Origin of the sequence: Mesorhizobium sp. M1365, from assembly GCF_040317865.1 — a bacterium.
Taxonomy (GTDB): Bacteria; Pseudomonadota; Alphaproteobacteria; order Rhizobiales; family Rhizobiaceae; genus Mesorhizobium.
Genome location: NZ_JAMYLG010000003.1, coordinates 97,098 through 122,749 on the forward strand (window position 1 = coordinate 97,098; position 25,652 = coordinate 122,749).

At 61.5% G+C, this 25,652-nt stretch carries 24 protein-coding genes and 1 pseudogene; 15 read left to right on the top strand and 10 right to left on the bottom strand.

The annotated features are described in order from the left end of the window. The first annotated feature begins 33 nt into the window (after positions 1-33). Complete coding sequence (locus NKH04_RS04705) at positions 34-993, top strand: DMT family transporter (protein WP_352539483.1); 960 nt, start codon at positions 34-36, stop codon at positions 991-993. Positions 994-1,061: 68 nt separating this feature from the next. Here NKH04_RS04705 and NKH04_RS04710 read toward each other — a convergent pair whose 3' ends face one another. Then, complete coding sequence (locus NKH04_RS04710; protein ID WP_353044052.1) at positions 1,062-2,018, bottom strand: ROK family protein; 957 nt, start codon at positions 2,016-2,018, stop codon at positions 1,062-1,064. Between the two features lie 66 nt (positions 2,019-2,084). Next, positions 2,085-2,300: pseudogene (locus tag NKH04_RS04715) on the bottom strand (ArsR family transcriptional regulator); the annotation flags it as partial. 101 nt (positions 2,301-2,401) lie between these two features. Between NKH04_RS04715 and NKH04_RS04720 the strand changes: the two are divergent. From NKH04_RS04720 to NKH04_RS04775, 12 genes are all read left to right on the top strand, one after another. Next, entirely contained in the window at positions 2,402-3,667 is a 1,266-nt protein-coding gene (locus tag NKH04_RS04720) for an ABC transporter substrate-binding protein (RefSeq protein ID WP_352918170.1), read from the top strand. Between the two features lie 57 nt (positions 3,668-3,724). Further along, the gene (locus tag NKH04_RS04725) at positions 3,725-4,663 is read left to right on the top strand and encodes a carbohydrate ABC transporter permease (protein ID WP_352466746.1); all 939 of its coding nucleotides are present in this window, start codon (positions 3,725-3,727) and stop codon (positions 4,661-4,663) included. Beyond that, on the top strand, positions 4,656-5,558 hold the full coding sequence (locus NKH04_RS04730; RefSeq protein WP_352539299.1) for a carbohydrate ABC transporter permease: 903 nt from the start codon (positions 4,656-4,658) through the stop codon (positions 5,556-5,558). Before NKH04_RS04725 ends, NKH04_RS04730 begins: the two co-directional genes overlap by 8 nt. Before the next feature lie 10 nt (positions 5,559-5,568). Beyond that, a complete protein-coding gene (locus NKH04_RS04735; protein ID WP_353044042.1) occupies positions 5,569-6,666 on the top strand; it encodes an ABC transporter ATP-binding protein in 1,098 nt (365 codons plus the stop codon). A 4-nt stretch (positions 6,667-6,670) separates the two neighbouring features. After that, positions 6,671-7,444 (top strand): SDR family NAD(P)-dependent oxidoreductase, encoded by a 774-nt coding sequence (locus NKH04_RS04740; protein ID WP_352994495.1) that lies wholly within the window; start codon positions 6,671-6,673, stop codon positions 7,442-7,444. 37 nt (positions 7,445-7,481) lie between these two features. Further along, positions 7,482-8,483: a sugar phosphate isomerase/epimerase family protein gene (locus NKH04_RS04745; RefSeq protein WP_352918174.1), complete on the top strand. Its 1,002-nt coding sequence runs from the start codon at positions 7,482-7,484 to the stop codon at positions 8,481-8,483. Further along, positions 8,480-9,292, top strand: a complete 813-nt coding sequence (locus NKH04_RS04750; RefSeq protein ID WP_352918176.1) for an SDR family NAD(P)-dependent oxidoreductase — start codon at positions 8,480-8,482, stop codon at positions 9,290-9,292. Before NKH04_RS04745 ends, NKH04_RS04750 begins: the two co-directional genes overlap by 4 nt. A 198-nt stretch (positions 9,293-9,490) precedes the next feature. Then, complete coding sequence (locus tag NKH04_RS04755; protein ID WP_352918178.1) at positions 9,491-10,738, top strand: ABC transporter substrate-binding protein; 1,248 nt, start codon at positions 9,491-9,493, stop codon at positions 10,736-10,738. A gap of 4 nt (positions 10,739-10,742) precedes the next feature. After that, positions 10,743-11,696: a carbohydrate ABC transporter permease gene (locus tag NKH04_RS04760; protein WP_352833859.1), complete on the top strand. Its 954-nt coding sequence runs from the start codon at positions 10,743-10,745 to the stop codon at positions 11,694-11,696. A 7-nt stretch (positions 11,697-11,703) separates the two neighbouring features. After that, positions 11,704-12,519, top strand: a complete 816-nt coding sequence (locus tag NKH04_RS04765) for a carbohydrate ABC transporter permease (protein ID WP_352539303.1) — start codon at positions 11,704-11,706, stop codon at positions 12,517-12,519. 22 nt (positions 12,520-12,541) lie between these two features. Beyond that, the gene (locus NKH04_RS04770; protein ID WP_352539304.1) at positions 12,542-13,876 is read left to right on the top strand and encodes a sulfatase family protein; all 1,335 of its coding nucleotides are present in this window, start codon (positions 12,542-12,544) and stop codon (positions 13,874-13,876) included. 68 nt (positions 13,877-13,944) lie between these two features. Then, positions 13,945-14,940: a LacI family DNA-binding transcriptional regulator gene (locus NKH04_RS04775; protein WP_352918180.1), complete on the top strand. Its 996-nt coding sequence runs from the start codon at positions 13,945-13,947 to the stop codon at positions 14,938-14,940. Positions 14,941-14,952: 12 nt separating this feature from the next. Here NKH04_RS04775 and NKH04_RS04780 read toward each other — a convergent pair whose 3' ends face one another. Next, entirely contained in the window at positions 14,953-15,393 is a 441-nt protein-coding gene (locus NKH04_RS04780; RefSeq protein ID WP_352448133.1) for a DUF2267 domain-containing protein, read from the bottom strand. Between the two features lie 745 nt (positions 15,394-16,138). Here NKH04_RS04780 and NKH04_RS04785 point away from each other — a divergent pair. Further along, on the top strand, positions 16,139-16,510 hold the full coding sequence (locus NKH04_RS04785; protein WP_352615424.1) for a VOC family protein: 372 nt from the start codon (positions 16,139-16,141) through the stop codon (positions 16,508-16,510). Positions 16,511-16,586: 76 nt separating this feature from the next. Here NKH04_RS04785 and NKH04_RS04790 read toward each other — a convergent pair whose 3' ends face one another. The 5 genes from NKH04_RS04790 to NKH04_RS04810 all read right to left on the bottom strand — a co-directional run bounded on the left by NKH04_RS04790 (position 16,587) and on the right by NKH04_RS04810 (position 22,024). Next, a complete protein-coding gene (locus NKH04_RS04790; protein ID WP_352833851.1) occupies positions 16,587-17,783 on the bottom strand; it encodes a glycoside hydrolase family 172 protein in 1,197 nt (398 codons plus the stop codon). A gap of 24 nt (positions 17,784-17,807) precedes the next feature. Further along, on the bottom strand, positions 17,808-18,650 hold the full coding sequence (locus tag NKH04_RS04795) for a carbohydrate ABC transporter permease (protein ID WP_353044043.1): 843 nt from the start codon (positions 18,648-18,650) through the stop codon (positions 17,808-17,810). After that, a complete protein-coding gene (locus tag NKH04_RS04800; protein ID WP_352767192.1) occupies positions 18,643-19,578 on the bottom strand; it encodes a carbohydrate ABC transporter permease in 936 nt (311 codons plus the stop codon). The genes NKH04_RS04795 and NKH04_RS04800 overlap by 8 nt, the downstream gene beginning before the upstream one ends. A gap of 12 nt (positions 19,579-19,590) precedes the next feature. After that, positions 19,591-20,946 carry an ABC transporter substrate-binding protein gene (locus NKH04_RS04805; RefSeq protein ID WP_023675491.1) on the bottom strand — a complete coding sequence of 452 codons (1,356 nt, stop codon included), beginning with the start codon at positions 20,944-20,946 and terminating at the stop codon, positions 19,591-19,593. Positions 20,947-21,019: 73 nt separating this feature from the next. After that, positions 21,020-22,024 carry a LacI family DNA-binding transcriptional regulator gene (locus tag NKH04_RS04810; protein WP_352918183.1) on the bottom strand — a complete coding sequence of 335 codons (1,005 nt, stop codon included), beginning with the start codon at positions 22,022-22,024 and terminating at the stop codon, positions 21,020-21,022. 893 nt (positions 22,025-22,917) lie between these two features. Here NKH04_RS04810 and NKH04_RS04815 point away from each other — a divergent pair. Then, the gene (locus NKH04_RS04815) at positions 22,918-23,358 is read left to right on the top strand and encodes a hypothetical protein (protein WP_352918185.1); all 441 of its coding nucleotides are present in this window, start codon (positions 22,918-22,920) and stop codon (positions 23,356-23,358) included. Between the two features lie 39 nt (positions 23,359-23,397). On the opposite strand, the gene NKH04_RS04820 is transcribed toward NKH04_RS04815, so the two are convergent. Both NKH04_RS04820 and NKH04_RS04825 read right to left on the bottom strand, forming a co-directional pair. Beyond that, positions 23,398-24,072, bottom strand: coding sequence for a LuxR C-terminal-related transcriptional regulator (locus NKH04_RS04820; protein ID WP_352448141.1), 675 nt, complete (start codon positions 24,070-24,072; stop codon positions 23,398-23,400). Then, a complete protein-coding gene (locus tag NKH04_RS04825) occupies positions 24,069-25,511 on the bottom strand; it encodes a sensor histidine kinase (RefSeq protein ID WP_352926828.1) in 1,443 nt (480 codons plus the stop codon). Before NKH04_RS04825 ends, NKH04_RS04820 begins: the two co-directional genes overlap by 4 nt. Between the last annotated feature and the right edge of the window lie 141 nt (positions 25,512-25,652).

Sequence of the window (25,652 nt, forward strand, 5' to 3'; positions counted from 1 at the left end):
ATCTGCTAAAGTCTGCGGTGGGAGGAGACGGATATCCAATCGCTGCCGATAGCACATCCAAGTGTAGCGAAGGCGACACCCGGCGCATCACTTCCGCTCGCCTATTCCCTCGCGACGCTCTGCTGGCTCCTGTCGGCCGGCGTCTATATCGCCGCCAAGTGGGTTGCCCCCGAGATGCCGCCTTGGGCGCTCTGCTTCTGGCGGCTGACGCTCGCGTGCGCGATCCTGCTGCCTATCGTCCATCGTCATCACGGGGCGATGCTCGTGCTGATCCAATCCCGGGTGATCGAGGTGCTGGTCATCGGCACTATCGGGCTAACCTTGTGTCAGGGCATGATCTACACAGGCCTCAACTACACCAACGCGACAACCGCCGGCATCATCATGGCGCTGTCGCCGATCATGACCATGGTGCTTGCCCGCTTCGTGCTCGGCGAGCCCCTCGGTGTCTGGAAAGCGCTTGGAGCGCTGGTCGCTCTGGCCGGGATGGTGGTGATCGTGGCGCGCGGCGACCTTGCCGCGCTGATGCAGCTGCAGTTCAATTCCGGCGAGTTGTGGATCGTCGGCAGCGCGTTTTGTTGGGGCCTCTACACCGTGCTGCTGCGTCGCGCCAAATTCGCTATCGAGCTTCTGCCGATGGTGGTCCTGCTGCTGGGAGCCGGCGCGCTGGCCGCACTGCCCTTCTATCTCTGGGAACTGTTTTCCGGGGATCGTTCGGCGCTGCATGCGAACGGCCTTCTGGCTCTCGCCTATGTTGCCGGCCCCGGCGGCGCTCTGATGTACTATCTCTACAACCGCAGCGTCGAGACGCTTGGTGCGGGGCGCGCCAGCATGCTGCTCTATCTCCAGACCGCCTTCGTCGCCGTTCTCGCTTATCTGGTCCTTGGCGAAAGCTTGCACGACTACGATCTCGCCGGCGCCGCCTTCATCATCGCCGGCCTGCTGCTCGCCACCGCGATCAAGCCGAGGCAGCGCACGGTGCGTGTCGCGTAGGCAAACATCAGTTCCGCTGCTTCGGCGAGCAGCTCGCAAAATCAGAGCGCCACCCGAAGCAAGCCGGGTCACTGAAGTCGGCTGTTGTGACGCAGCACGAGGCCGACCGCGCCGAGCAATGCGTCGTTCTCCGTGTGCTTGCCAACGATTATCCGCGTGCGCAGCGCAGGCGCCACATCGCGGGACTTGATGAGCGTGTGGCGTTCATATGATGCGATCAGTGGCGCCAGGAGAATGTCGCCCGCCAAGGCCATGCGGCCGCCGATGATGATGAGCGGCGGATTGAGAACCGAACCGATCAGGCCAAGGCCACGGCCGGCGAACTCGGCGGTGTCCTCGATCATCCGCAGCGCCCTCACGTCGCCCTGCTCGGCCATCATGATCACGTCGTCCATCGTGACCGGCCGCCGCACGATGCGCGAAATCTGCTCGAGCGGTCGGGCAAAGCTGGCATAGAGCTCCAGGCATCCTCGATTGCCGCACCGGCAAAGGTCGCCGCCGGGATCGATGCTGATGTGCCCGAATTCGCCGGCGCCGCCGGCGATGCCGCTCACCAGCCGACCGTGGTGGACAATGGCCCCGCCGACGCCCAGATCGACCTTGAACAGCACGAAATCGTCCTGGCCGACGGCCGCACCCCACATCAGCTCGGCAATGGCCGAGCAGTTGCTCTCATTGTCGGCGAAGATCGGCTGTTCAAGGACCGGCCCGAACACATCGCGGATGTTGACCCCGGCCCAGGTCGGAACGATACTCGCGCGCAGCACCACTCCTTCGCGGCTGACTGGGCCCGAGACGGAGACCCCAACCCCCAGGAGCCCCGCCATCGGCAGACCGTTCTCTTCGTAGCATCGGGCAATTACTGACTTGGCGAGCTGGGCCGCCTGTTGCGGCTGGTAGTCCAGACCCATGGGGATAGTTTGTTCGGCAACGAAAGAATGCGAGACGTCGGCGACGACGCACCGCATCTCGTCGAGGCCCAGATGGATGCCGACGCAGGTGCCCGCAGCGGGATTGAGCGTCAATGTCGTGGCAGGCCTGCCGATACCCCTCGCCGCGTCATGATGGGCCGGGGATTCGATCACCATCCCGGACTTTCTCAAGCCGTTGAGCGCGGTCGAAACCGTCGACCGCGCCAAACCGGTAATGCGGGTAATTTGCGACGCAGAAAGCGCGCCGCGCTCGCGCAGGCATCGGACGATCAGGCTCTCCGGCGACGCGGACGGCCTGTCGATCAGCCAATTTCTAAGCGAAGGTTTGTTCATGATGGGCACAAAGGACGTTGACTGATAGCCCAGATATGTCATTTTGGAAAGAACGGAGATTACTGCATCTCGCCGGCCACGACCTCAAATCGCGGGCCACAAGCGGTCGATACGAACCGTGCATCATATAGGGGAGTGAAACGATGAAATACCTGAGGACGGCCTTTGCGGCCGCTACCGCCTTCACCTTGATTTCCGGAACAGCCCTCGCGGAGCCGAAGACCAACCTCTTGCATCAATGGGCCACCGGATCGGACGCCCAGGCTATCGCCAAGCTCGGCGAGATGTTTACCGCCAAGGGTGGCATCTGGCAGCAGACCTCCATCGCAGGCCATACGGCCAATACCCTGGCCAAACTGCGTGCTGACGTGATCGCCGGCAACGCACCTCCCGCTGTGCAGCTAAAGGGCCCCGAGATCGCCGAATGGAACGAGACGGGCATGACAGCCAATCTCGACGACCTGGCGAAAGCGGAAAATTGGGAGAAGGTCGTCGCTCCCGAATTGCTGCCGGTGATGAAGCCGACCGGGAATTGGGTGGCCGCGCCGATGAACATCCACCGCATCAACTGGCTGTGGGCATCGCCGAAGGTCATGAAGGACGCGGGCGTCACCGAGATGCCGAAGACATGGGCGGAATTCAACGCCGCCTGCGACAAGATCGTGGCCAGCGGCAAGATCTGCATTTCGCACTCGACCGCCGACTGGACCGACTCGACCGTCTTCGAAGTGGTCGTGTACGGTCAGGACCTCGATCTCTACAAGAAAGCCTTCGTCGAGGGCGACGTCGACGCCATGCGCAGCGACGGCATGGTCAAGGCCTTCGAGCAGTTCCGCACCATGACCTCGAAGTACATGGACCCCGGCATGAACGGGCGTGACTGGGATACCATGTCGCATCTGGTCGGCCGCGGCGAGGCCGCCTTTCACATCATGGGCGACTGGACGATCGGCCTGCTGACGGCCGGCGGCTTCAAGGAGGGCACCGACTATGTCTGCGCCCAGGCGCCGACCGATTGGGGCAAGCCGGGCTTCATCCTGAATTCAGATTCGGTCGTGTTCTTCAAGCAGAAGGACCCGGACTATATCGAGGGACAGAAGCTGCTTGCCAGCATCATCCTGTCGCCCGAATTCCAGACCATTTTCAATCAGACCAAAGGGTCCATTCCGGCGCGCCTCGATGTCGATCTTTCGAACGGCTTCAATCCCTGCCAGCAACTCTCGCAAAAGGATTTGCAAGCCTCGATCGCCGCGGGCACGCTCGTGCGTTCGATGGCGCACAACATGACGGTTCCGCAAAAGGTCCGCGGCGCAATAATGGATAGCATCACGGAGTTTGTAGCAACGCCGGATATGAGTGCGCAGGACGCGGCCAATGCGATGGCGGATGCGGCCGAAGCGCAGAAGTGACGCTGCCGATGATGGCCGGGGGCGAAGCTCCCGGCCAGACCTCGCCGGAGCAGCCCGATGTCCACCCATGATCTGATTGTACCAGCCGCAGCTGCCGCGGCCCGTCCGTGGCGCGAGCGCCTGGGCACGATGGTGCCCATTCTGGTGCTGGCGCCGTCGATAGCGGCGAGTTTCATCTATGTTTTCGTCTTCACGCTCTGGACGCTCTACATCTCGCTGTCCAATTCGTCGCTGTTGCCGACCTATGGGTTCGTCGGCCTGGACAATTACGCTTCGCTCTGGGCAAACCGGCGCTGGAACATCGCCTATACCAATCTCTTCCTGTTCAGCGGCTTCTATATCGTTGGCTCGATGGCCGTTGGCCTGCTGCTCGCGATCGCGATCGACCAGCGCGTCCGCGGCGAGGCGGTTTGGCGCACCATCTTCCTCTATCCGTTGGCGGTGTCCTTCATCGTCACCGGTACGGTGTGGAGTTGGCTCTATAATCCTGTCGACGGTATCCAGGCCTTCGTTCGCGGGCTTGGCTGGACCGACTTCAGCTTCGCCCTGACGGCCAACCGCAACACTGCGATCTATGCGGTGATCATAACCGGTATCTGGCAGTCGTCCGGCTTCGCAATGGCACTTTTCCTGGCCGGTCTGCGGTCGGTCGATCCGGATCTCGTCAAAGCCGCGCAAATCGACGGCGCGTCGGTATTCCGGACCTATCGGAGGGTCATCCTGCCAACCATCGCTCCGATATTCCTGGCGGTGGCGGTCATTCAGATACAATTCGCCATCAAGACCTTCGACCTAGTGGCGGCGTTGACGCGAGGCGGCCCAGGTGTGTCCACCACCTTCCCCGCCATCTATGTCTACGACCTGATGTTCCAGCGCGGCCAAATCGGCGAAGGTGCCGCCGCGGCGATGATGATGCTCGCGGCGGTCGCGGTGGTGCTGGTGCCGTACTCCTTGTGGATCGTCTGGCGCCGGCGGGCGGAGGGCCGCAATGGCTGAAATTGGCCCTAATGCCCGTTTTGATCCGGAAGAAGCCGCTGCCACGCGCCGGCATTTCTGGAGCCGCTTCCTTGTCTATGCCGTGCTGACGCTTTTCGCGGTCGTCTATCTCGTGCCGCTACTGGTGGTGATCTTCAACTCGTTGCGCGAGCAGTCGGAGATTGCCCGCAACGGCCTCATCTCCGTACCGCGCAGCTTCCGGTTCGATGCGTGGGCGCAGGCCTGGGGATCCTACTGCGTCAGCGGTACCTGCGAGGGAATGAAGCGCAATTTCTTCAACTCCCTGGCCATGACGATCCCCGCCACCATCATCTCGACCATTCTCGGCGCCATGAACGGCTACATCCTCTCCAAATGGCGCTTCAGGGGCTCCGAACTGATCTTCAATCTGATGCTGCTCGGCGTATTCATGCCCGGCCAGATTTCGTTGATGCCGTGGGCGTTCCTGCTCGGCAAGCTCGGCCTGACCAATTCCACATACGGGCTGGTGTTGATCCACGTCGTCCAGGGCATCTCGTTCACCACCCTGTTCTGCCGCAATTTCTACGTCAGCATACCGGACGACCTGATCAAGGCGGCACGCATCGACGGCGCCGGGTTCTGGCGGATCTTCCGCAAGATCATCCTGCCCCTGTCGCCGCCCATCCTGATCGTCACCGTCATCTGGCAGTTCACCGGCATCTGGAACGAGTATCTGTTCGGCGTCGTCTTCACATCGGGCCAGCAGCAGCCGATCACAGCGGCACTGGTCGCGCTCACGGCCGGCGGCACGACCGCGCGTGCTTACGATGTGATGAGCGCAGCCGTGCTGATCGGCGCGTTGCCTCCGCTGCTGATCTATCTGTTTGGTGGAAAATACTTCGTGCGCGGCCTCACCCAGGGCGCCATAAAATGAGGCGTCGCCCATGTCCGCGTTGATGATCCGCAACCTTCACAAGAGCTACGGCTCGCTCGAGATTCTTGCCGGCATCGATCTCGAGGCTAAGACCGGAGAATTCGTCGCCCTTGTCGGCCCGTCGGGTTGCGGCAAGTCAACCTTGCTCGCCATGATCGCCGGACTGGAAACCGTCACGTCGGGCGAGATATGGATCGGCGACCGGCTGGTGAACTCGGTGCAACCCAAGGACCGCGATATTGCGATGGTGTTCCAGTCATACGCTCTCTATCCCACCATGACGGTGCGCCAGAACATCACCTTCGGCATGGAGAGCCGCGGCGTGCCAAAAGCGGCGCAGGCGGAAGCTGTCAAGCGGGTTACCGCACTCCTGCAGATCGAACAGCTGCTTAAACGCAAGCCCGGCCAGCTCTCGGGAGGCCAGCGGCAGCGCGTTGCGATGGGGCGTGCCCTCGTGCGCGACCCGAAGCTGTTTCTGTTCGACGAGCCCTTGTCCAACCTCGACGCCAAGCTGCGCGTCGACATGCGTACCGAAATCAAGAAGCTTCACCATCGCGTCGGCAAGACCACGGTGTATGTCACCCATGATCAGGTCGAGGCGATGACGCTTGCATCCCGCATTGCGGTGATGAACCAGGGCTCGGTACAGCAGTTCGACACGCCGAAACGGATCTACGACCGGCCGACCAACATGTTCGTTGCCGGTTTCATGGGATCGCCGGCGATGAATTTCATTCCCGCCCGGCTTACGGGCTCGACCAGCATCTCGGTACGCGCCGCTGACGGCAGCGACGTCAGCCTCGCCCTTGCCGCGCCGATGCCCGCCGGCGCGCCAAAGGACGTCGTGCTCGGTATCCGGCCGGAACACATCTACCGTTTCACGACCGATCTGAAGTCGCGCAAACCTGCTGTAGTGTCCATGCAGGCGCCGGTCGAATTGGTCGAGCCTACCGGGGCCGAGACGCTTGCCGTGCTCAGGCTGGGTGACCTGGAGATCACCGGCCGTTTCGAGCCGGATGACGCTCCCGTCATGGGCGAGACGATAACGCTCGGCATCGACATGTCGCGCGCCTGTCTGTTCGATCCAACAACCAAGGCGCTTCTGTAGTTTGATGTCCGTACAATTCGCGACTTATCCAAGCTTGACCGATCGGGTCGTGCTGATCTCCGGCGGCGCCTCCGGTATTGGCGCCGATATGGTCCGCGCCTTCGTGGCGAACGGCGCCCGGATAGCCTTTCTCGATGTGCAGGACGAACCAGCGGAGGCGTTGGTGCGCGAGCTCGCTGGTGCCGCCGGGCAGGCTCCGTTATATCTCCATTGCGATGTGACCGACGTCGATGCGCTAAAGGCGTCGGTAGCACGCGTACGCGCGCGGCTTGGTCCGGTCGCCGTCCTGGTGAATAACGCAGCCAATGATCAGCGCCATCCCCTCGACGCGATAACGGCCGACTATTGGGACCGCAGCTTCGATGTCAATCTGAGGCATCACTTCTTCGCCGCGCAGGCAGTGCATCCGCATATGAAGGAACTCGGCTTCGGCTCGATCATAAACTTCTCCTCCATTGCCTGGCGGTTCGGAGCGGACCAGATGGTGGCCTATGCCACCGCCAAGGGGGCCGTGGTGGCGCTGACGCGTGCGTTGGCGCGGTCATTCGGACCGGATAACATCCGCGTCAATGCGATCGAACCCGGCGCCGTCATGACCGAGCGGCAGCGCGAGCTGTGGTTCAAGACGCAGGAGGCAGTCGACCAGACGGTGCAGCGGCAATTGATCCGCCGCGTCCTGCTGGGCGAGGAGATTGCACGCACGGTGCTCTTCCTGGCAGCCGACGACAGCCGCATGATCACCAAACAGTCCATTACCGTCGATGCCGGTCTGCGCTAGTGACGCCTCTCCGCTCTCCATTGGAACCGCCAAGCTGATGCTTCGTCTCGGCCTCAACCCCTACGGACTGACCTATCATCTCGGACTGCAGGGCCGCGGCACGCCGCGGCACAATCCGCACGGCGCGGGGCTGGAAGGCTTCATCACGCTGGGGCAGGAACTGGGCGCACGCACGCTCGAGATCTACGAACCCTGGTTGACCGACTTGACTGACGCCGAAATCGTCGCGCTGCGCAGGCGTCTTGCCGCGCTGGACATCGTCCCGGTGGTGAGCGGCGGACTGGTGGTGGCAGGTCCGCTGGACACCGCCTTCCGGGCTGCGCGCCTGCTCGAGGCGACGACGATCCGTATCGCACTGACGCCTGTCCTGTGCGGCGACCGCAATGCGTGGGGTCCGAAATGGAGCGAGTTCAACGCAACGATTCGCGCTGCCTTGACGGAATGGGGGCCGCGTGCGGCGGCCGAGGGACGCGTGCTCGGCATCGAGAACCATCAGGACTTCGGCAGCGACGAACTGGTTGCGTTCTGCGAACTTGGCGGACCGGGTGTCGGCATCACCTACGACACCGGCAACACCTTTCCTGTCGGCGAGGCGCCGCTTGCCTTCACGCGCCGGATCGCGCCCCATGTCCGCCACGTTCACCTCAAGGACTATCGCGTCCAGTTCACGGATGAGGGCTACCGTCTGGTCCGCTGCGCGATCGGCGACGGCGCCGTGCCTTTCGCCGAACTGGCAGCCATCCTTGGCGAGCACCACGACACGCTGACGGCGGTGCTTGAGCCCGGCGCGCTGGAGGCTCGTCACGTTCGCTGTCTCACCGACGACTGGTGGAACGGATATGCGCCGAAGACCGCCCGCGAATTCGCGGCCTGCCTGAGTGCTGCGCGCCTGAACCGCCTTGGGGACGACGCCGACTACCGCACGCCATGGGAGCGCGATGATGACGGTGCGCTCGTTTCGTACGAGCTCGACATGATCCGGCGCAGCGCCGCCAACATGATGAAATTCGATTTCATTGCAATGGAGAAATCAGCATGACTGCCCGAGAACTCAGCGGCCTGACCGCCTTCGTCACCGGCTCGGGACGCGGCCTCGGCCGCGTGATGGCCGACCGCTTGGCCGAACTTGGCGCAAACGTCGCGGTCCACGACCTCGATTGGGCCCGGCCATCTCAATATGGCGAATTCGCGGACCTCGGCGACTCTGCCAGGGGCTTGGAGAAGCACGGGACGCGCATCACCGCGGTCACCGGCAACATCGGCGACAAGCAAGCTGTCGCGGAAATGAAGAGGAAGATCGAGGCGGAGCTCGGCGACGTGCACATCTTGGTAAACTGCGCCGGCGGCGACATCGGCGCCAAGGGCGTAAAGCCCAATCCCAACAACGCACTGGACATCGACTACGAAGACATCAAGGTTCTAACCGAGAACAACCTCATCGGCACGATGCTGGTCTGCCAGGCGTTCGTTCCGCCGATGGTCAAGCGTGGCTCGGGCTCGGTGATCAACATCGCCTCGGCGGCAGCGCATATCGGCTGCTCGCCCGAGGTGGTCTACTCGACGCTCAAGGCGGCTGTTGTCCATTATACGCGCTGCCTCGCCAAGGAACTGATCGACGATGGCGTACGCGTCAATGCGGTGAGCCCCGGCGCCACCAAGACGGCGCGGTTCCAGGCGAGCCGCGTGGTCGATCCACAGCGCATGGATTCGAGCAAGAAATCGCTGAACCGGTATGCGGAGCCTGAAGAGATCGCCGACGCGGTTGCCTTCCTCGCCGGTCCGCGCGCGCGCTTCATCAACGGGCAGGTAATCCGCGTCGATGGCGGTTTCACGATCTTTCCAGGTTAGGCCGCGATCGTCCAGATCGGGTACCGGCAGCAACTTCGGCATCGCGCGCTGTAGATAGCTCCGCCCGAGTTCGGCCAGAACTATGCACTGCATTACAGTCGGAGCTTGACAAAAACTGCGGTATAGCGGGTATATTAATCGAATAATATGTCGCCATCCATTGTGAGGAAGGCGGTGGCAAACCTGGAGGAGACCAAGATGCGCCGCTACAAGTCAGTCGGGTTCCTGCACGGTGTGGTTTTAGGCGTGGCCCTGACGACCGCGAGTGCAGCCCATGCCGAGACCCTGACGCTCTATTGGAACGCCGGCCACGCCTATCAAGCTTATGCCGACGCAATAGCAAAGTTCGAGGCCGATCATCCCGGATGGTCGGTGCAGTGGGAGAAATTCCAGTGGCCGGATATGCGCACCAAGCTGGTGGCGGATTTTGCGGCGAAGAGTCCGCCCGATCTTGTCGCCGAACCCGGCGGCTGGGTGCAGGAATTCGGCCAGCGGAATCTGCTGCGGCCGCTGAACGACTTCATCCAACAAGACGGCAAGACGATCGGCTATCCCGACGACTGGCAAGCCTATTCCGTCGAGCGTAACAAGCTCGGCGACCAGTACTATGGCGTCCAGATCCACCTCACCTGCGCCACCCTCGTCTACAACGTCGATATGCTGAAGCAGGCGGGCTTCGACGCGCCGCCTGCGACCTGGGAGGAGTTCCTGAAGGTTGCCAAGGCGACGACGACCGGCGCCCGCTTCGGCTTCGCTCCCAACCCGAGCATCGGATATTACTCGTCGTGGCTGCTGCAGAACGGCGTGACCTACTACGATCCCAAGACAAACAAGGTCAATCTCGACAGTCCAGAGGCGATCGAAGCGATCCAGTTCCTCGCCGACCTGATCCACAAGGAAAAAGCAGCGACCAAGCCGGCGGCGGGTGCTGACTATGAGGGTCCGCAAAAGCTGTTCACGGCCAACCGGGTCGCCATGATCATAACCGGTCCGTGGGACGTGAAGCCGATCCGCTCGGGCAACCCGAAGCTCAACTGGGCGGTTGCGCCATCACTCAAGCACAAGGTGCAGGCGACGTTCGCGGGCGGCGTCAGCGTGATGATCCCTAAGGACGCCAAGCACCCGAAGGAGGCCTGGGAGTTGTTGAAGCGGCTCGTCGCGCTCGACACGGAACTGGCGGCTACCAAGGAAGCGGGCATGACGATGCCGCGCAAATCCTGGGCCAACAACGCCGAGGTTCAGGCCGATCCGGTCATCGGCAGCTTCAGCAAATGCCTGCCTTACGCGCAAGACGTCACCGCCGAGCTGCGCCTCACCGGCAAGCACGCGCGAATCGAGAAGCTCCTGCAAAGCGCGCTCGAGGATATCATCTACAATCAGAAGCCAGCAGCCGAGATCATGCCGAAATTCGCGGCCGAGGCCAACGTCATCCTGGCCAACAACTAGGCCGATGTTTATCAGCGGCAGCACCGATACGGCCGATACGGACATTCGCGTCGGCGCGATGCCGACCCGGCGAACTGGCCGCTTCAGCCGGCGCACCCGGCAAACGCTTCTCGCTTACCTGCTGCTGTCGCCAGCAATCCTCTATTTCTCGGTCTATTTCTTCTATCCGATCGGACTAGAGTTTTGGGCGAGCCTGTACAGCGGCCAGCCGCTGATCGGCGAGAGCCGATTCGCCGGATTGGACAACTACGTTGCTGCGCTCGGCGACGCGCGCGTTCGGCAGTCGCTCTTCGTGACGCTGGCCTTCGCGATAGGCGTCACCGCGGCCAGCATCGCCATTGGCCTCGGACTGGCGGTCGTGCTCAACCGGCCGATCCCGGGGCGCACTCTGATCCGCGCAATCATCTTCTTTCCCTACATCACCTCCTTCGTGATCGTCGCGTTGATGTGGCAGGCAATTCTCGATCCCTACACTGGCATCTTGAACAGCTTCCTTGCCGAGCTTGGGCTGCCGACCCAGAATTGGCTCGGCGACACCTCGACCGCGTTGCCGACCCTCATCGCCATCACGGTCTGGAAGGATGTCGGCTATGCCATGCTGATCTACCTCTCCGCGTTGCAGTCGATCCCGTCCGACTTCTATGATGCCGCATCCATCGACGGCGCCACGCCGACGCAGCAATTCCGCTATCTGACCTGGCCGTTGTTGACGCCGACCACGCTGTTCATCGCGGTCGTCAGCACGATCAGCCAACTGCAGGAGCTGGCGCCGGCCTACCTGATAACCAAGGGCGGACCGGCCGACGCGACGCGGTTCTTCAGCCTGCACGTGTTCGAGGCAGCCTTCTTCGAGCTCAACATCGGCTACGCCTCGGCGCTGTCTTTCCTGATGTTCCTGCTGATCCTGGCCATCACCTTCGTTCAGTTCCGCCTGCTCAACCGCGAAACCACCTATTGAGGTTGGCATGACATTGGCAAAAACGCTCCCGTCCTACCTACTGCTGCTCTTCTGCGTGGCGCTGTCGATCTTTCCGTTCCTCTACATGCTTTCGCTGTCGCTGCAGAGCGATGCCGACGTCTTCAGCGGCATTCCGATTCTGATCCCCGAGACGTGGCAATTCACGAATTACATCGACATCTGGCAGAAGGCGCCGTTCGCGCGTTTCACGCTCAACAGCTTCATCATCGCCGGCGGGATTACCTTCCTCCATCTGATCTTCGATCCGTTGATCGGCTACGTCTTCGCGAAGATGGAATTCGCCGGTAAGCGCGTCATGTTTGTCGCGGTGCTGTCTACGCTGATGATCCCATTCTTCATCCGCATGATCCCGCTCTATGTGCTCACCGCGCGGATGGGATGGCTCAACACCTATCAGGGCCTTATCCTTCCATTCGCCATGAGCGCCTATGGAATCTTCCTGATGCGGCAGTTCATCCGTCCGATTCCCGACGAGTTGCTTGACGCTGCACGGATGGACGGCTGCTCGGAACTCGGCCTTTACTGGCGCATCGTGCTGCCGCAGGTCCGTCCGGCACTGGCGACGCTGGCCCTCCTCACCTTCGTGTTCCAGTGGAACGAATTCCTCTGGCCGCTGGTCGCCGTCAACACCACCGAAATGCGGCCGATCACGACGGGACTGACGCTTTTCAACCAGGAATTCTTCACCCAGTGGAACCTGACGGCGACGGGCGGGATCATTCTCTTCATCCCGAGCCTGCTGCTGTTCCTCTTCACGCAGCGCTACTTCGTCCGCAGCGTGATGCTGGCAGGCATGAAATGACCATTCGGAGCCATTGCACCCTATGACGTCCCGCCGACCGAACGTAATCGTCTTCTTCACCGACCAGCAGCGTTGGGACACCGTTGGCGTCCATGGCAATCCGCTCGAGCTTACGCCAAATTTCGACCGCCTCGCCGGGACCGGCACGTTCGTGGCGAATTCGTTTACCTGCCAGCCCGTTTGCGGACCCGCCCGCTCCGTATTCCAGACGGGGCGGTACCCGACCATCACCGGCTGCTACCGCAACGACATCCCACTGCCGAAGAGCGAGCGCACGCTCGCGCATCATTTCACCGCGGCAGGTTATGACACCGCCTACATCGGCAAGTGGCACCTGGGGTCCGCCGAGCCGGTCACCCAGGAACAACGCGGCGGCTATCGCTACTGGCTGGCCTCCAACATCCTGGAGTTCACTTCCGGCCCCTTCGACACCGTCGTCCACGACAATGACGGCAAGGCGGTGAAGCTGCCGGGATACCGCGTCGATGCCCTAACCGACGCTGCAATCCGCTATGTCGCATCGAGGGAAGACGAGCCGTTCTTTCTATTCCTGTCCTTCCTCGAGCCGCATCACCAGAACCAGACGGACAACTACCCTGCCCCGCTCGGATACGAGGACAGGATCCGCAAGAAGCTCGCCATTCCCGGCGATCTCGCCGCACTTGGCGGCACGACAGCGGAACATTTCCCCGGCTATCTGGGCATGGTCGCACGCCTCGACGAGGCGTTTGGACGGCTGATCGAGGCGCTCTACAGCCTTGGCCGGCTTGACGACACGATCATCCTCTTCACCTCCGACCACGGATGTCACTTCAAGACTCGCAACAACGAATACAAGCGTTCCTGTCATGAGGCGTCGATCCGCGTGCCGACGCTATTCCACGGCCCCGGCTTCCAGCGCATCGGCACATATGAAGGCCTGGTCAGCCTCGTCGATCTCGCGCCGACCCTGCTCGCCGCGGCCGGCCTGAAAGTGCCCAATTCGATGCAGGGCGTCTCGCTGCTCGACGCACTGCAGGGCGAACGGCCGCCGCGCGACGAGATATTCATTCAAATCAGCGAGCACCATGTCGGCCGCGCCTTGCGCACCAGACGGTGGAAATATGAGGTCGAGGCACCGGGAAAAGACGGCTGGCGGGATTCCGGCAGCGATTTCTATGTCGAGGCGAGACTCTACGACCTCGATGCCGATCCAAACGAACTAATCAATCTCATAGCTTCGCCCGATCACGCAGCGACGCGTGCATGGCTGCGAGGCCGCATCGTTGCCCTGATGGAGGAGGCCGGCGAGGCAAGGCCCGAGATCCTTGCCGCCGGGCATGGAAGCTGGAATGAAATCCGGCTGAGCGACAGCTGATCATGTCACGTCGCGCAGCGGATCCAACAATGCACGAGAGAAGTTCCGATCGCAGAAAGGCGCCGACCATGGCCGATGTCGCCCGGCGCGCCAATGTATCGACCGCTGCCGTGTCGTACCTGCTCAGCGGCGACAGCACGCGCCTGAAGTTCGTCGGCAAGGAGGCGCGGCAGCGCATCCTCGAGGCCGTCGCTGAGCTCAACTATGTGCAAAACCGCACCGCGCGGCAGCTGCGCCGCCAGCAGGCCGAGCGAATCTGCCTTGTACTGCCTCGTCTCGGCGTGCCGTTCAGCGACCGGATCGCGCAGGATATCCAATCTGGAGCGGCGCTGAGGGGATTTTCGACAATTATCACCGCGGGAGACACCTGCGAACGAACCGACCGGATCGTGAGGGAAATCGAGAGCGGGCTGGCAGACGGCATTATCGCCGACTGGCAGCATCTCTCCGAGCCCGAGGTGATGCTCTTGGCCGCGCGCCTGGCGGCCGCGGGCCGGCCAGCGGTGATCTTCCATCCGACCATCGAGCCGGCAGGCTTCTCGGTTGTGCGCCAGCATACCGGCAGGGCCGTCTTCGAGGCACTCGACTACCTCTACCGAGCCGGCCATCGCTGCATCGCCTATATGGTGCATGAGCAAGCGGTGGACGGGAGCCGTCTCGCCGCCTATCGCAGCTTCCTGCAAACACGCGGCCTTCCGCTGCGAGACGACCTGGTGATCGGCGGTGCAGAGGCGCGCAAGGCTGCGTTTGCCAATGCTACGGCGCTGGCCGCCCGCGCGGATCGGCCGACCGCGCTTTTCGTCGAATCCGATCTTGCCGCCGTGACCGCCCTGCACGCATTCGAGGAGGCCGGCCTCTCCGTGCCCGGCGACATTGCAGTCATCGGCTGCGGCAATATCGACGAGGGCGAATTCAGCCATCCGGCATTGACGACAATCGGCCCCGAAACTGCCCACTACGACCATCTTGCCGATCATCTGATCTCATTGATCTCGGCAACACCGGGCGCAATACCTACCCTTTTCAGCGTTTCGTGGCAGTTGGTCCGTCGCGCGTCCGCATGAGCAGGATCGCCGCTATTTGACGCCCACGCTTTCAGGCCAGAGGACCTGGATTTCCTTTGGCAGCGCATCCCGCACCTTTGCCGACTGGCCAAGGTCTATATGCCGTGCAAGCACACGCAGCACTGAGCGTGCCGCATCCTCGGGATCGACAGGACGGGTCGATTTCAATTCATCGGCGATGTGTTGCAGGAACTTCTCGAGCGAGCGTGTCTTGTCGGGCATGTCGGCGGGCCGATAGCGATCATAGTAGGCGCCGCGCACGAGCAGCGGCAGTTCCGCTCCCAATTTGGCCGCCAGTCCGATCTGCAGCCTGTCGCGAAGGGTTCGCAGAACGGCGCCCAATGTATGCCAGGCCACGTGTCGATCCGGACCAAGATCCGCCATGATCTCGTCAAGCCAGATGTTTGTTATTTGCAGCGTTTTGTCAAAAACGTCCAAGCCGGTTGCGCTCATCGTCGCCTCCTCGAAAGGTTCTGCGGGCGAAACGGCGACCGGAGATTATTGTTTCGTGGTCCTGTGAAAATCGTCCTGGCAAAGCGGCGGAAACCGGTTCGGTCGGAGAGCCTGTCGGCGTCAGGTCTGCTCGACACTCTGCATCTGCTGGATTTCGGCGATCTGTCGGAAGCGGCCGTTTTCACCCCGTTGAGTGCAGTCACAGCGGCCAGATTGTCACCCTTTTCATCCCACCGAACGGGCTCGCGATAAGCGATTCCCTTGAAACGGATATTGTGCACCGCCGCCAGAACGTCGCGCCGGCTCGGATGTCCCTTGGATACAGTGCTGGCGTCTTTGATCGCGGCAAGGAGAAGGCAGGCCGAATCGTAGGCATTCACGGCATAATTGCGCTTCGGCTTCGCCGTCCGACGATCTCGCCGGCTTCGGCGAGCGTCGCTTCCAAGCAATCCCTTCGCGCGTCAACCACGCCCGTTCAACCTTCCCACAGTTGTATTCGGCGCCTGCGTTCCGATCATTAAAGTCGGCCTTGCTGATCCGAAAGGTGGTTGTCCTCCGCCTAACTGAGCTTGTGCTCATCGGTTCCGAACGCCGTCTCAGCAATGAGACCAGTCCTCACGTTGCCCGAGCCCGGGTATCTCTTGACTGACTGAGCGGCCCGCGCCGACAATGGCATTGGGAAGATGGCGGGATGGCGCCCACGGTGTTCGGCACCACTTGGCGATCAAGCTGCGAAAGGGCTGTCATGGATTGGAAGCTGGAGCTGGTCCCGGTCCCCGTATCGGACGTCGATAGAGCAATTGCCTTTTATGTTGGGAAGGTCGGCTTTCATCTCGATCACGACCACACCGTAAGCGACGAGATACGTTTCGTGCAATTGACGCCGCCCGGTTCGGCCTGTTCGATTGCCATGGGCAAGGGCCTCGTCGACAGCCCCCCGGGATCCATAAGGGGCCTGCAACTCGTCGTGCCCGATATCGATGAGGCTCACCGGTACCTGGCCGCTCAAGGTATCGAGGTCAGCGATATCAAGGATTTTCCCTGGGGCAGATTTGTCTTCTTTGAGGATCCCGACGGCAACACCTGGTCTGTCCAGCAACTTCCACCTCGCAGCTGAGACGGCACGCTGCGGCAGGGTCGTGCCCCGACACAGATAGCGCGGGATGCACGGTTCAATTCGAACGCATCCCGGCCTAACGCCTCTTCTCGTCGAAGGCGGCATTCCAATTGTGATAAGGCGCGCGATAGGTGGGGATGCGGTCCTCGACATCGACAAGCGCTTCGAACGGTTTGTGCGGTTCGGCCTGATACCAGAAGGCGACCGACGAAATGTCGTCCGAGCGGCGATTGGCGTGACCGTGCTCGATGGTCACCCGGATGCGTTTGTGGAAGATGACCGGGTCCTCTATGTGCCAGCGATAGAGCGTAACCGGCTCGGTCCAGTTCGGCCCGCCGGCGGCGATGATGCCGTGATAGGGCGCGCTGTAGTCCTGTGTCGGGCACCATGCCGTATTGAAATAATCTTCCGTGCCGGTGCCGTGCAGCGTCGGCGGCCAGGCATCGTTGGCGCCGGGGCCGGTCTCGCCGCGATCGTCGATCAGTTCGGCCTTCGGTCCGATGCGCGGATCGGGCTTGCGCACTGTATCCGGCACGGAAATGCCCGGCTCGCCATCGACGAAGATCATGTCGTCGCCCTCGCCATACCAGTCCCATAGTGCGGAACGCCGCCGCGAATAGACGGAATAGAGTACGCCGACATAGTGGCCATGACCTTCCGCCTCCAGGATGGTGTAGTTGCCGTTCCCGTCGGTGTTTTCCCCGCCAAACAGGACCTGCTCGTTGGCCAGCCCCGTCTCGTCTATGCCGTCAGGTCGCTGCTGCCTGTATTGGGCGTGGAAGCGGCCCAGGCCTTCCTCGAGTTCCTCATGCAGTTCGAGATCGACATAGTAATAGAAAAGCAGGTCGTCCTCAGCCTCATTGGTGACGGTGAAGCGCATGTGGCTGGCAAACGGCATCGGAAAGTAGCAGTTGAAGGCCTTGCCATCCTCTGGACTTGCCTGCACCGGCAGGCTGGCAAAATTGCGGGTGCGGGCATGGCCCATGCCGAAGAAATCGCCGATCGGCGTTTCGATGCTCGGATGTGCCTCACCATCCCAATAGGCGCGCAATACGATCTTGCGCAGGAACGCCTCGCTCTCGCAGGCGAGCGTCGCCCAGATATGCGTGACGATGCCGGCACCGTCATGCTCGGCAATCACCACCGTCTGGCCGGGTTCAATGTGCAGCCGGTCGTCATTGCCGCCGGTGCGGTCGTAGCTTGAGAACCGGCGGGTTTTGGCGTCGCGCAATTTGGCGAGCCCGCGAAGCGGCGACAGGCCGGCATTATCCATGTGTTTCTCCTCTTGCTTCAGCGGTTATTTCAGGCCGCTTGTCTTGATGGATTCCATGATCTGGCGCGTGAAGATCACGAAGAGGACCAGCATCGGCACGGCGACGATGGTCGAGGCGGCCATGACATAATTCCAGGCGGCGGCGTACTGGCTCTTGAAGTTCGCAATGGCTACCTGCACCACCCAGAGGTTGAGGTCCGATGTGATCGTCAACGGCCACAGGAAAGCGTTCCAGTTGGCGAGGAAGAACAGGATCGCCAGTGCCGACAGGATCGGCCGGCTGAGCGGCAGGATGATGCTCCAATAGATGCGCCAGTAGCCGGCGCCGTCCATGATCGCGGCTTCTTCCAGTTCCCTGGGCAGCGACAGGTAGTATTGCCTGAGCAGAAAGATGCCGAACGCGTTGAAGATCGCCGGAATGATCAGCCCGGCATAGCTGTCCAACATGTGCAGCGTCCGCGTCAAAATGAACAGCGGCACGATGATTACTGGCAGCGACACCAGGAAGGTCGAGAACATGGCGAGGAACAGAATGTCGCGGCCCGGAAAACGCAGCCGTGCGAGCGAATAGCCGGCCATCGAATGGAAGAACAGCGCAGCGACGGTTACTGTGGCCGACACAAAGAACGAATTGAAGAGATAGCGCAGGAACGGCACCTCGGTCAGCACATAGAGGAAATTGCCGAGCGTCGGCCGTTCCGGAATGAGGCTCGGCGTGAAGACGTCGCTCGCCGGCTTGAGCGAGATGACCAGCATCCAGACAAGCGGGAACACCGTCATCAGGCCAAGCGCTGCGGTCGCCAGCATCCAGGCAAGCCTCGCCGCTCGTATCTGCGAACGGCCGGAATGAGTTCGGCCGTCAGTCATGCTCGAAACGTCCGCCGCGCGTCAGCACGAAGAAGAAGACCGTGACCAGCATCAGCGCCAGCACCAGCAGCGATGCCATTGCCGATGCATAGCCGAAGGCGCCGAACTGGAACGCCTGCTTGTAGATGTAGATGATCAGCACCGAGGTCGAATTGACCGGCCCGCCTTTGGTCATCACATAGATCAGGTCGAAGACCTGGCCGCCGGCGACAGCCGCGACGAGCGAGACCAGGAGGACGAAGAAGCTGGTCGGCTTAAGCAAGGGCAAAGTAATGTACCAGAAGCTTGTCACCGGCCCGGCACCGTCGATCTTTGCGGCTTCGTAGTACTCTGCCGGGATGTCCTGGAGCCCGCCGAGGAAGATCAGCATGTAGAAACCCATCAGGAACCAGACGCTGACCAGCACCAGCGTGAACAGCGCCAGATTTGGATCGCCGAGCAGCGAAATTCCGCCGAGACCGACGAGCGGCGCCAGCCGGCTGACGATGCCGACCTTTTCGACCAGCATGAGCTGCCACACGAGCGCCACCACGACCAGGCTGACCATCTGCGGCGCAAAGAACATCGAGCGCATGACCGCGTTGAAGCGGTTGGTCTTCTGCACCAGAAGCGCCAGTCCCAGTCCGGCGACGTAGAGCGCCGGCACCAGCATGACGGCATAGGCTACGGTCACCTTCACGGACGACCAGAACAGCGGGTCGCCCCACATGCGCCTGTAATTGCCGAACCCGACGAACCTGTAGCCGCCGAAGCCGTTGACCTCGAAGAACCCGACGGCGAGCGACAGCAGCATCGGCACGCCGACGAACACCAGTAGGCCAACCGCATCGGGCAGGACGAACAGCCATGCGGCGCAGCGCTCCCTTTGCTTGGCGGTGAGGCCGCGGGCGGAATTCGCGCCCGCGGCTGGCGGTTTCAACTGATCCATGCTGGAAAGGGCCTAAAGGATCGGCGCGCCGGAATAGGAAGCGAGGAACGCATCGAGTTGCTGACTGGCCGTCGTCGCCGCCTGCTGGGCATCAACCCCGCCAAGCTGTGCCGACTGGATGGCGTCGGAGATGATCTTGTACGCCTCCGGCGGAACCCGCGGCTCGGCACGCGTTCCCGGGTGGATCTCCTTGGCGAAGGTGCCGAACTTGCCCGTGCTGAAGACATCGGCGCCGGCCTTCAGCGCGCTGTTGCGCGGCGGCATGTCGCTCTTGGCGACCGTGCACCAGTTGACGACACGGTCGATCGAGGCCTGGTCCATCGAGGCCAGCGCCCAGGCGCAGAACTGGGCGGAGGCATCTGGGTTCTTGCCCCCGGCATTGGCGACGAAGGCCCAGCCGCCGCCGACAGTGACGTATTTGCCATTGGCCGGCGTCGGCAATTTGAAGATGCCGTAGGGCACGTCCTTGGCGTTGTTGTCCATCGCCGAAATGCCCCAGATGCCGCAGTTCTGCATGGCGCACAGCCCTGCCCCGAGATTGGCGACTATGTCGAAACCACCGCCGACCACTTGACGCGGCGCCACGCCGGTATTGATGGCATCCTGCCAGAGTTTCAGCGCCTGGACGGTGGCCGGCGAATCGAAGGCGCTCTTGCCGTCCTTGCCCTGGAATTCGCCGCCGCCCTGCCACAGGAACGGATACCAGGTGAAGTTCTGGTAATAGCCGGGAGTCGTTTCGAACAGCACGCCGTAGCGACTGGGCGTCGTCAGCTTTTTGGCGACCGCCAACAGCTCGTCCCAGGTCTTCGGCACGTCGTTCTCGTTGAGCTTTGCATCCTCGAAGGCTTTGACCGAATAGTAGAAGGCCATCGGCTCGACTTCCATCGGCACACCGTAGATCTTGCCGTCCACCATGCGGTTGGCGATGACGCTTTCCGGGAAATCGGCTTTGGCGGCATCCTCGATATGCGGCGTCAGGTCGGCAAGCACGCCGCCATTGTAATAACGCAGGAAATCGCCGGGGCTGATGAGGAAGATGTCAGGACCCTCGCCCGACGCGAAGGCCGTTGCCAGCTTGGAACCGGAGATGTACTCGCTGTTGACGACATATTCGAGCTCGACCTTCTGGTCGTGGCCGTCGTTCCAGTCGGCCACCAGCTTCTCGAACCACTGGACCTGCGGCTTCACGTCTCCGCCAGGCGCATAGAACTGCCAGAATTTCAGCGGCGCTTCCTGAGCGCGCACGGCCATCCTGTTGATGAACGGGAAGCCTGTGAGGCCGGCGGCAGCGAAAGTGGCGCCGCCCTGGATCAGCCGACGGCGATTCAGGCTGGCCAATGGCCGGTCGCGGGTCGTTTTGTCAGTCATCAATTCCTCCCTTGGATGTTGTTCGGTCGAACGTTGGCGAAGGGACCTCCGTTCCCTTTGCCGGCATCTGGCGTCACGCGCTGTCGAATGGGCTCAACGCGCATGGGATCACTTCGGTGCGCGGCGCGCCCTCGACTTTGCCGCCCAGCCGTTCGAGCAGCATTTCCGTGGCGCGCTTGGCAAGCATTGTCGGACTGTTGCCGACACAGGTCAGCTTCGGCCTGACATATTCCAGTTGAGGCAGGTCATCGAAGACTGCGATGGCGATATCCTGAGGGATATTGATCCCATGGTCGTAGAATTCGGTCAGCGCACCGGAGGCCATCAGATAATTGGCGAAGAACATCGCCGACGGCAGGTTTCCGCCGTGCTTCTCCCTGAGCCAGGTGACCGCTTCCCGCCCTGACGGGGCAAGATAGCTTCCCTCGAACCGCAGATCGGCGGAGATTGGCACGCCATTGTCGGCGAGCCCTTTTTCGAAACCGGCGGCGCGCGCCATCGCCTCCTTGAAAAAGGATGGCCCGGTGACATGGGCGACGCGGCGATGGCCCCTCTTCGCCAGATACTCGCCCATCAGATAGCCGCCGCCGAAATCGTCCAGCTGGACGCTGTCGACAGCATGGTTCGGCAGATGGCCGATGAAGACGGCGGGCAGATCGAGGCTGAGCAGTTCGCTGTGCATGCCGTGCAGCGCGAAGTCGGCAACGATGACGCCGTCGACCCGCTTGCGACCGATCTGGCGCAAATACTCGCGGCCGTGATCCTGTGAATGTCCGCCCGGCACGTCGGTGTTGAAGATCAGCATGTCGAGGCCGACCACTTCGAGCGTCGACTGCGCCGTTTTCACCAGCTCCGGATAGAACGGGTTGCGGATGTCCGGGATCAGCATCGCGATAATGTTGGTACGGCCGGTGCGCAGGCTCTGCGCCTGCGGGTTCGGGGTGTAGCCGAGTTCGTCGATCGCCGCTTGTACGCGCTCACGCAGCGATTTCGATACCCGGTCCGCATGGTTGATGACATGCGACACGGTCGTGCGCGACACGCCCGCTCGCGTGGCAACTTTGGAAATCGTGCTCATGGTGACAGGCTATGGGCACTTGAATGCATTTGCAAATCGATTTTACCGATGTCTCGCAAACTAGGGCCATCAGGCGATTATACAAATGCCAAAAGAAAAGGCCGGGTTGTTAAGCCCGGCCAAGTGTGAAGGTCTATAACCTCCAGAGGGGAACGCGCCGGACGCAATGGGAGGAGACATCCGACGCAATTCGCATATAGGTCTGCATTGGTGGCGTTTCAACGATGCGGCAGTAGACCAACGGCGTTGCTGCCATAGAGCCAGAAACGCAAAGCATTCGAAGGGGCGGTGGATCGCAGCTGCCAGTTGGACACAAAGGTCGCCGAATGCAGGGCAGGCTCCTGGCATAGGGACTTCAGTCTGTAAGCCTATCGACCAAGGACCCGCACAGCCAAACTTTGGTCCGAGGCTGCTATCGCAAAAGCCCGAAATGCGAGAGTTTCAGGAACTGAGTTCCGAGGAGCCCCGTTGCGATGCCGACTGTTACAGGAGGCCGCCATGGACCCGAGCATTCACCAGGCACGTTGGCTGCTTTTTCCGTTATTTGGCCTGTGTTTCGGGGTCGCGGCCATTGGATTTATTGTTGGCTGACGGTGGAAGTCGGCGCTACCGCGGAGAGACGCAACCAAAGGAAGGCAAAAGACTTGCGCAGTAAATAGTCCCTTCCTGCGCTAGCGAGACCCACCAGTTACCATCGTGGGACTGGTGGGCCTTGACGTTCCGGACGCAAACCATTGTTTTAAGCATCACACGAATTCGAACAGGAGGCAGTACGACAGAGCCGTATGATTAAGGGGAGTTCCGACATGCGACGGGCAAGTTCATTGATGACGACCCGGAAACGAAGGACCGGATCTTCACGAGGACGTCGTGTCGGCATTTCTGTAGTCGTCTTGACCTTCATTCTCGTCGTAAGCCCCTATCGCGTCGTGTTCGATGGCCCGCAGGCTGCCTGGGCCAAAGATGGCGGGAACGGCAACGGCAATGGCGGGAACGGGAACGGGAACGGGAATTCGGGCAATTCGGGTGGAAACTCCGGCAATTCGAACTCGAACGCTGGTGCCGGCAAGGGCAAAGCAAAGTCGCAGGACGACAATCTCCCTGATCCCGCCCCTGCGGTAAACCCCGATAGCAAGCCAAAACTCTTTGTCAACGCATCCACAGGAGACCGGGTCGAGGTGAGCGGCCCGAGCATTGGCGTGGTGCATTCGAACGGACTCAGCGAACGCATCGACAGCGACCAATATGAAATGCGGGATGCCGAGGGCCGCATCATCATTCGGCGCCTGGCGACGCGTTCCGATCGGGACAGGTTGCTTGGAATGATCAACTGAGGGCCAGTTCACATGGCCGCGCAGTGCGGCAATTTCGGCTCAAGCATGATCGCGAACAGGCGGATGGCGGCGCTCAGTCGCGTCGCGCAAGGTCATGGCAGCTTCGGTCCTGTTGCTGACGTTGAGCTTGGCCAGGATTCGCGTCATGTGGTGCTTTATCGTCTTTTCATGGAGGTTCAGCCGAAGCCCGATCCGCTTGTTGCTCAGTCCCGCGGCAACCAGCGTCAGGATCTCCCTTTCGCGGCTGGTGAGGTCGGCAAGTCCGTCAGCTTTCGCCGGCTCTTTTGATTGAGCCGAGAGATCGGCCAACAGGCGCGCCGACAATTGTGGACAGACATATCGTTCGCCCGACGCTACCGTGCGCAGGATCGCAGCCAACGTCCTCGACCCGACCCCCTTCAGAACATAGCCCCTTGCCCCGCTCTGCAACGCGGTCATCACGTGCTGGTTTTCTTCCGAAACGGTCAGCATCACAATTTTCAGTGCCGGATGCCGCTCAAGGGCCGGTCCGATCACGCCAAGGCCACCTCCAGGAACCGAGATGTCCATCAGCAGAATGTCGGGCCGCTGGTCTTCGATTATCCGCAGGGCATCGTCTCTGCTGCTTCCTTCACCGACGATCTCGAACCCGCCGATCTGATCGAGCGTGCGCACAACGCCTTCCCTGAACAGCGGGTGGTCGTCGACGATGGCGAGCTTGATGGCTACTGTCATGTCTGCCCCATTTCAACGATGTTGAGGGCCATTCTTACGACTGTGCCACTCTGTGAGGAAGTTACGGTAAACTGGCCCCCGAGGCTTTCCACCCGCTCGCGCAGCCCTACGAGTCCCAGCCTCTCGGGACGCACGATTTGCGGGTCAAAGCCGGCGCCGGCGTCGGCCACTTCGATACAAACGCGCTCGCCGTCGAAATGTTTCTCGACCGACTGACCTTCACCTCCGGCATGACGGAATCCATTGTTCAGCGCCTCCTGGACGAAGCGGAAGATGCAGATCTTGGCCGCCGGCGACAATGGCGCATGGCCGCCGGTCATCGATAGTGTCACTTTGACGCCGGTTCGTTCTTCGTGCGCCCGTACGGCAAGCTGGAGAATTTCACCCAGTTCGGCATGCTCGATATGCGGCAGGACAAGGCCCTTGCTGATGCTCCTGATCTCGCGCATGGCATCGTCCAGATGTGCTTTGATGGCCAGCAATTCCTGTGCACGCTTCGATTGCGGCGTAGCGGGATCGGCAATGACGGGGCTGTCGATCCCCAGCGCCGCGAGAGCAACCAATTGCGCCGGGCCATCGTGCAAGTCCGCACCGATGCGCCTGAGATAGCGTTCGTTAAGTGCGGTGGCACGCTGCGAGGCACGCTGCACCCGCAGCCTCAACAGTCTGTTTTGCGCAAGCAGATCGGAAAGCTCGGCAATGCGCTGCTTCAACGAGCGGCTCTGCGAACTGATCATGCGGCTGCCACGGAACACGATTGCCGACAGCCCGAGAAAGAAGGCCGCTGTGACGGCGGCAACGTCCAGCCAGGTTCGAATGAGTGCCTGATGCAGGTTTCTTTCAAAATCAGTGGCGACCTCGTAGAATTCTGAAACGGCCACCACTTCCCCTGACCATGGCTGCAGCACCGGATTGTAGATCTCGAGAAGATGCAAGCCGCTGGCCCTTTCGGCCTCGCTGTCCGAATCGTCCAGCTTGTCGAACTCCGAGACCATTTGGCCTGCGAATGCCGCCCGGAGATTGTCGCTGGGTTCAAAGCGCTTGCCGATCAATGTCTTGTCGGTCGAATACAGGATGGTTCCGTCGCGACGCCAGAGCTTGAAGGATTCGAGCCTTGTGCCGAGTGCCCCTTGTCCCAGCGTTTCATCGAGCGCGTGGGCGACGCTCTCGTCGAGCACTTCGCTCTTGCGCATATCCGGAAGCAGCGGCGCGATGACGCTGTCCACGTAAAGAGCCGTTGCGGAAGCCGAATTCTGCGTGACCACGGTTTCTATATGGTTCGTGACGGAAATCCCCACCACCACCATGGCTGACAGGGAAAATAGACCGCCCGCGAGCAGGAACTGCGTTGCCAGCGACAGCGCATTCCAACGGTCAACAAGGCTTGTCAGCCTGTGTGGCTTGGTGTTCCGAATGGCCCGCTCGGCAGCACGCCGCACCAGTGGCGCGATTCTGGAGAGCCGGCTAATCCGTTGTCGAACGTCGCTGAAAGACGCCATCCTAGGTGTGTAACCGATCAATCGCGATGGAACTAGGGCCTGATGAGAGGGCGAACAGCGTATCCGGCGCTTTTTTGGGCA

Excerpts from the sequence above, each read along its gene's own strand:
- NKH04_RS04720 (WP_352918170.1), top strand. The coding sequence starts at position 2,402 with ATGAAATACCTGAGGACGGCCTTTGCGGCCGCTACCGCCTTCACCTTG.
- NKH04_RS04725 (WP_352466746.1), top strand. The coding sequence starts at position 3,725 with ATGTCCACCCATGATCTGATTGTACCAGCCGCAGCTGCCGCGGCCCGT.
- NKH04_RS04730 (WP_352539299.1), top strand. The coding sequence starts at position 4,656 with ATGGCTGAAATTGGCCCTAATGCCCGTTTTGATCCGGAAGAAGCCGCT.
- NKH04_RS04735 (WP_353044042.1), top strand. The coding sequence starts at position 5,569 with ATGTCCGCGTTGATGATCCGCAACCTTCACAAGAGCTACGGCTCGCTC.
- NKH04_RS04740 (WP_352994495.1), top strand. The coding sequence starts at position 6,671 with ATGTCCGTACAATTCGCGACTTATCCAAGCTTGACCGATCGGGTCGTG.
- NKH04_RS04745 (WP_352918174.1), top strand. The coding sequence starts at position 7,482 with ATGCTTCGTCTCGGCCTCAACCCCTACGGACTGACCTATCATCTCGGA.
- NKH04_RS04750 (WP_352918176.1), top strand. The coding sequence starts at position 8,480 with ATGACTGCCCGAGAACTCAGCGGCCTGACCGCCTTCGTCACCGGCTCG.
- NKH04_RS04755 (WP_352918178.1), top strand. The coding sequence starts at position 9,491 with ATGCGCCGCTACAAGTCAGTCGGGTTCCTGCACGGTGTGGTTTTAGGC.
- NKH04_RS04760 (WP_352833859.1), top strand. The coding sequence starts at position 10,743 with ATGTTTATCAGCGGCAGCACCGATACGGCCGATACGGACATTCGCGTC.
- NKH04_RS04765 (WP_352539303.1), top strand. The coding sequence starts at position 11,704 with ATGACATTGGCAAAAACGCTCCCGTCCTACCTACTGCTGCTCTTCTGC.
- NKH04_RS04770 (WP_352539304.1), top strand. The coding sequence starts at position 12,542 with ATGACGTCCCGCCGACCGAACGTAATCGTCTTCTTCACCGACCAGCAG.
- NKH04_RS04775 (WP_352918180.1), top strand. The coding sequence starts at position 13,945 with ATGGCCGATGTCGCCCGGCGCGCCAATGTATCGACCGCTGCCGTGTCG.
- NKH04_RS04780 (WP_352448133.1), bottom strand. The coding sequence starts at position 15,393 with ATGAGCGCAACCGGCTTGGACGTTTTTGACAAAACGCTGCAAATAACA.
- NKH04_RS04785 (WP_352615424.1), top strand. The coding sequence starts at position 16,139 with ATGGATTGGAAGCTGGAGCTGGTCCCGGTCCCCGTATCGGACGTCGAT.
- NKH04_RS04790 (WP_352833851.1), bottom strand. The coding sequence starts at position 17,783 with ATGGATAATGCCGGCCTGTCGCCGCTTCGCGGGCTCGCCAAATTGCGC.
- NKH04_RS04795 (WP_353044043.1), bottom strand. The coding sequence starts at position 18,650 with ATGACTGACGGCCGAACTCATTCCGGCCGTTCGCAGATACGAGCGGCG.
- NKH04_RS04800 (WP_352767192.1), bottom strand. The coding sequence starts at position 19,578 with ATGGATCAGTTGAAACCGCCAGCCGCGGGCGCGAATTCCGCCCGCGGC.
- NKH04_RS04805 (WP_023675491.1), bottom strand. The coding sequence starts at position 20,946 with ATGACTGACAAAACGACCCGCGACCGGCCATTGGCCAGCCTGAATCGC.
- NKH04_RS04810 (WP_352918183.1), bottom strand. The coding sequence starts at position 22,024 with ATGAGCACGATTTCCAAAGTTGCCACGCGAGCGGGCGTGTCGCGCACG.
- NKH04_RS04820 (WP_352448141.1), bottom strand. The coding sequence starts at position 24,072 with ATGACAGTAGCCATCAAGCTCGCCATCGTCGACGACCACCCGCTGTTC.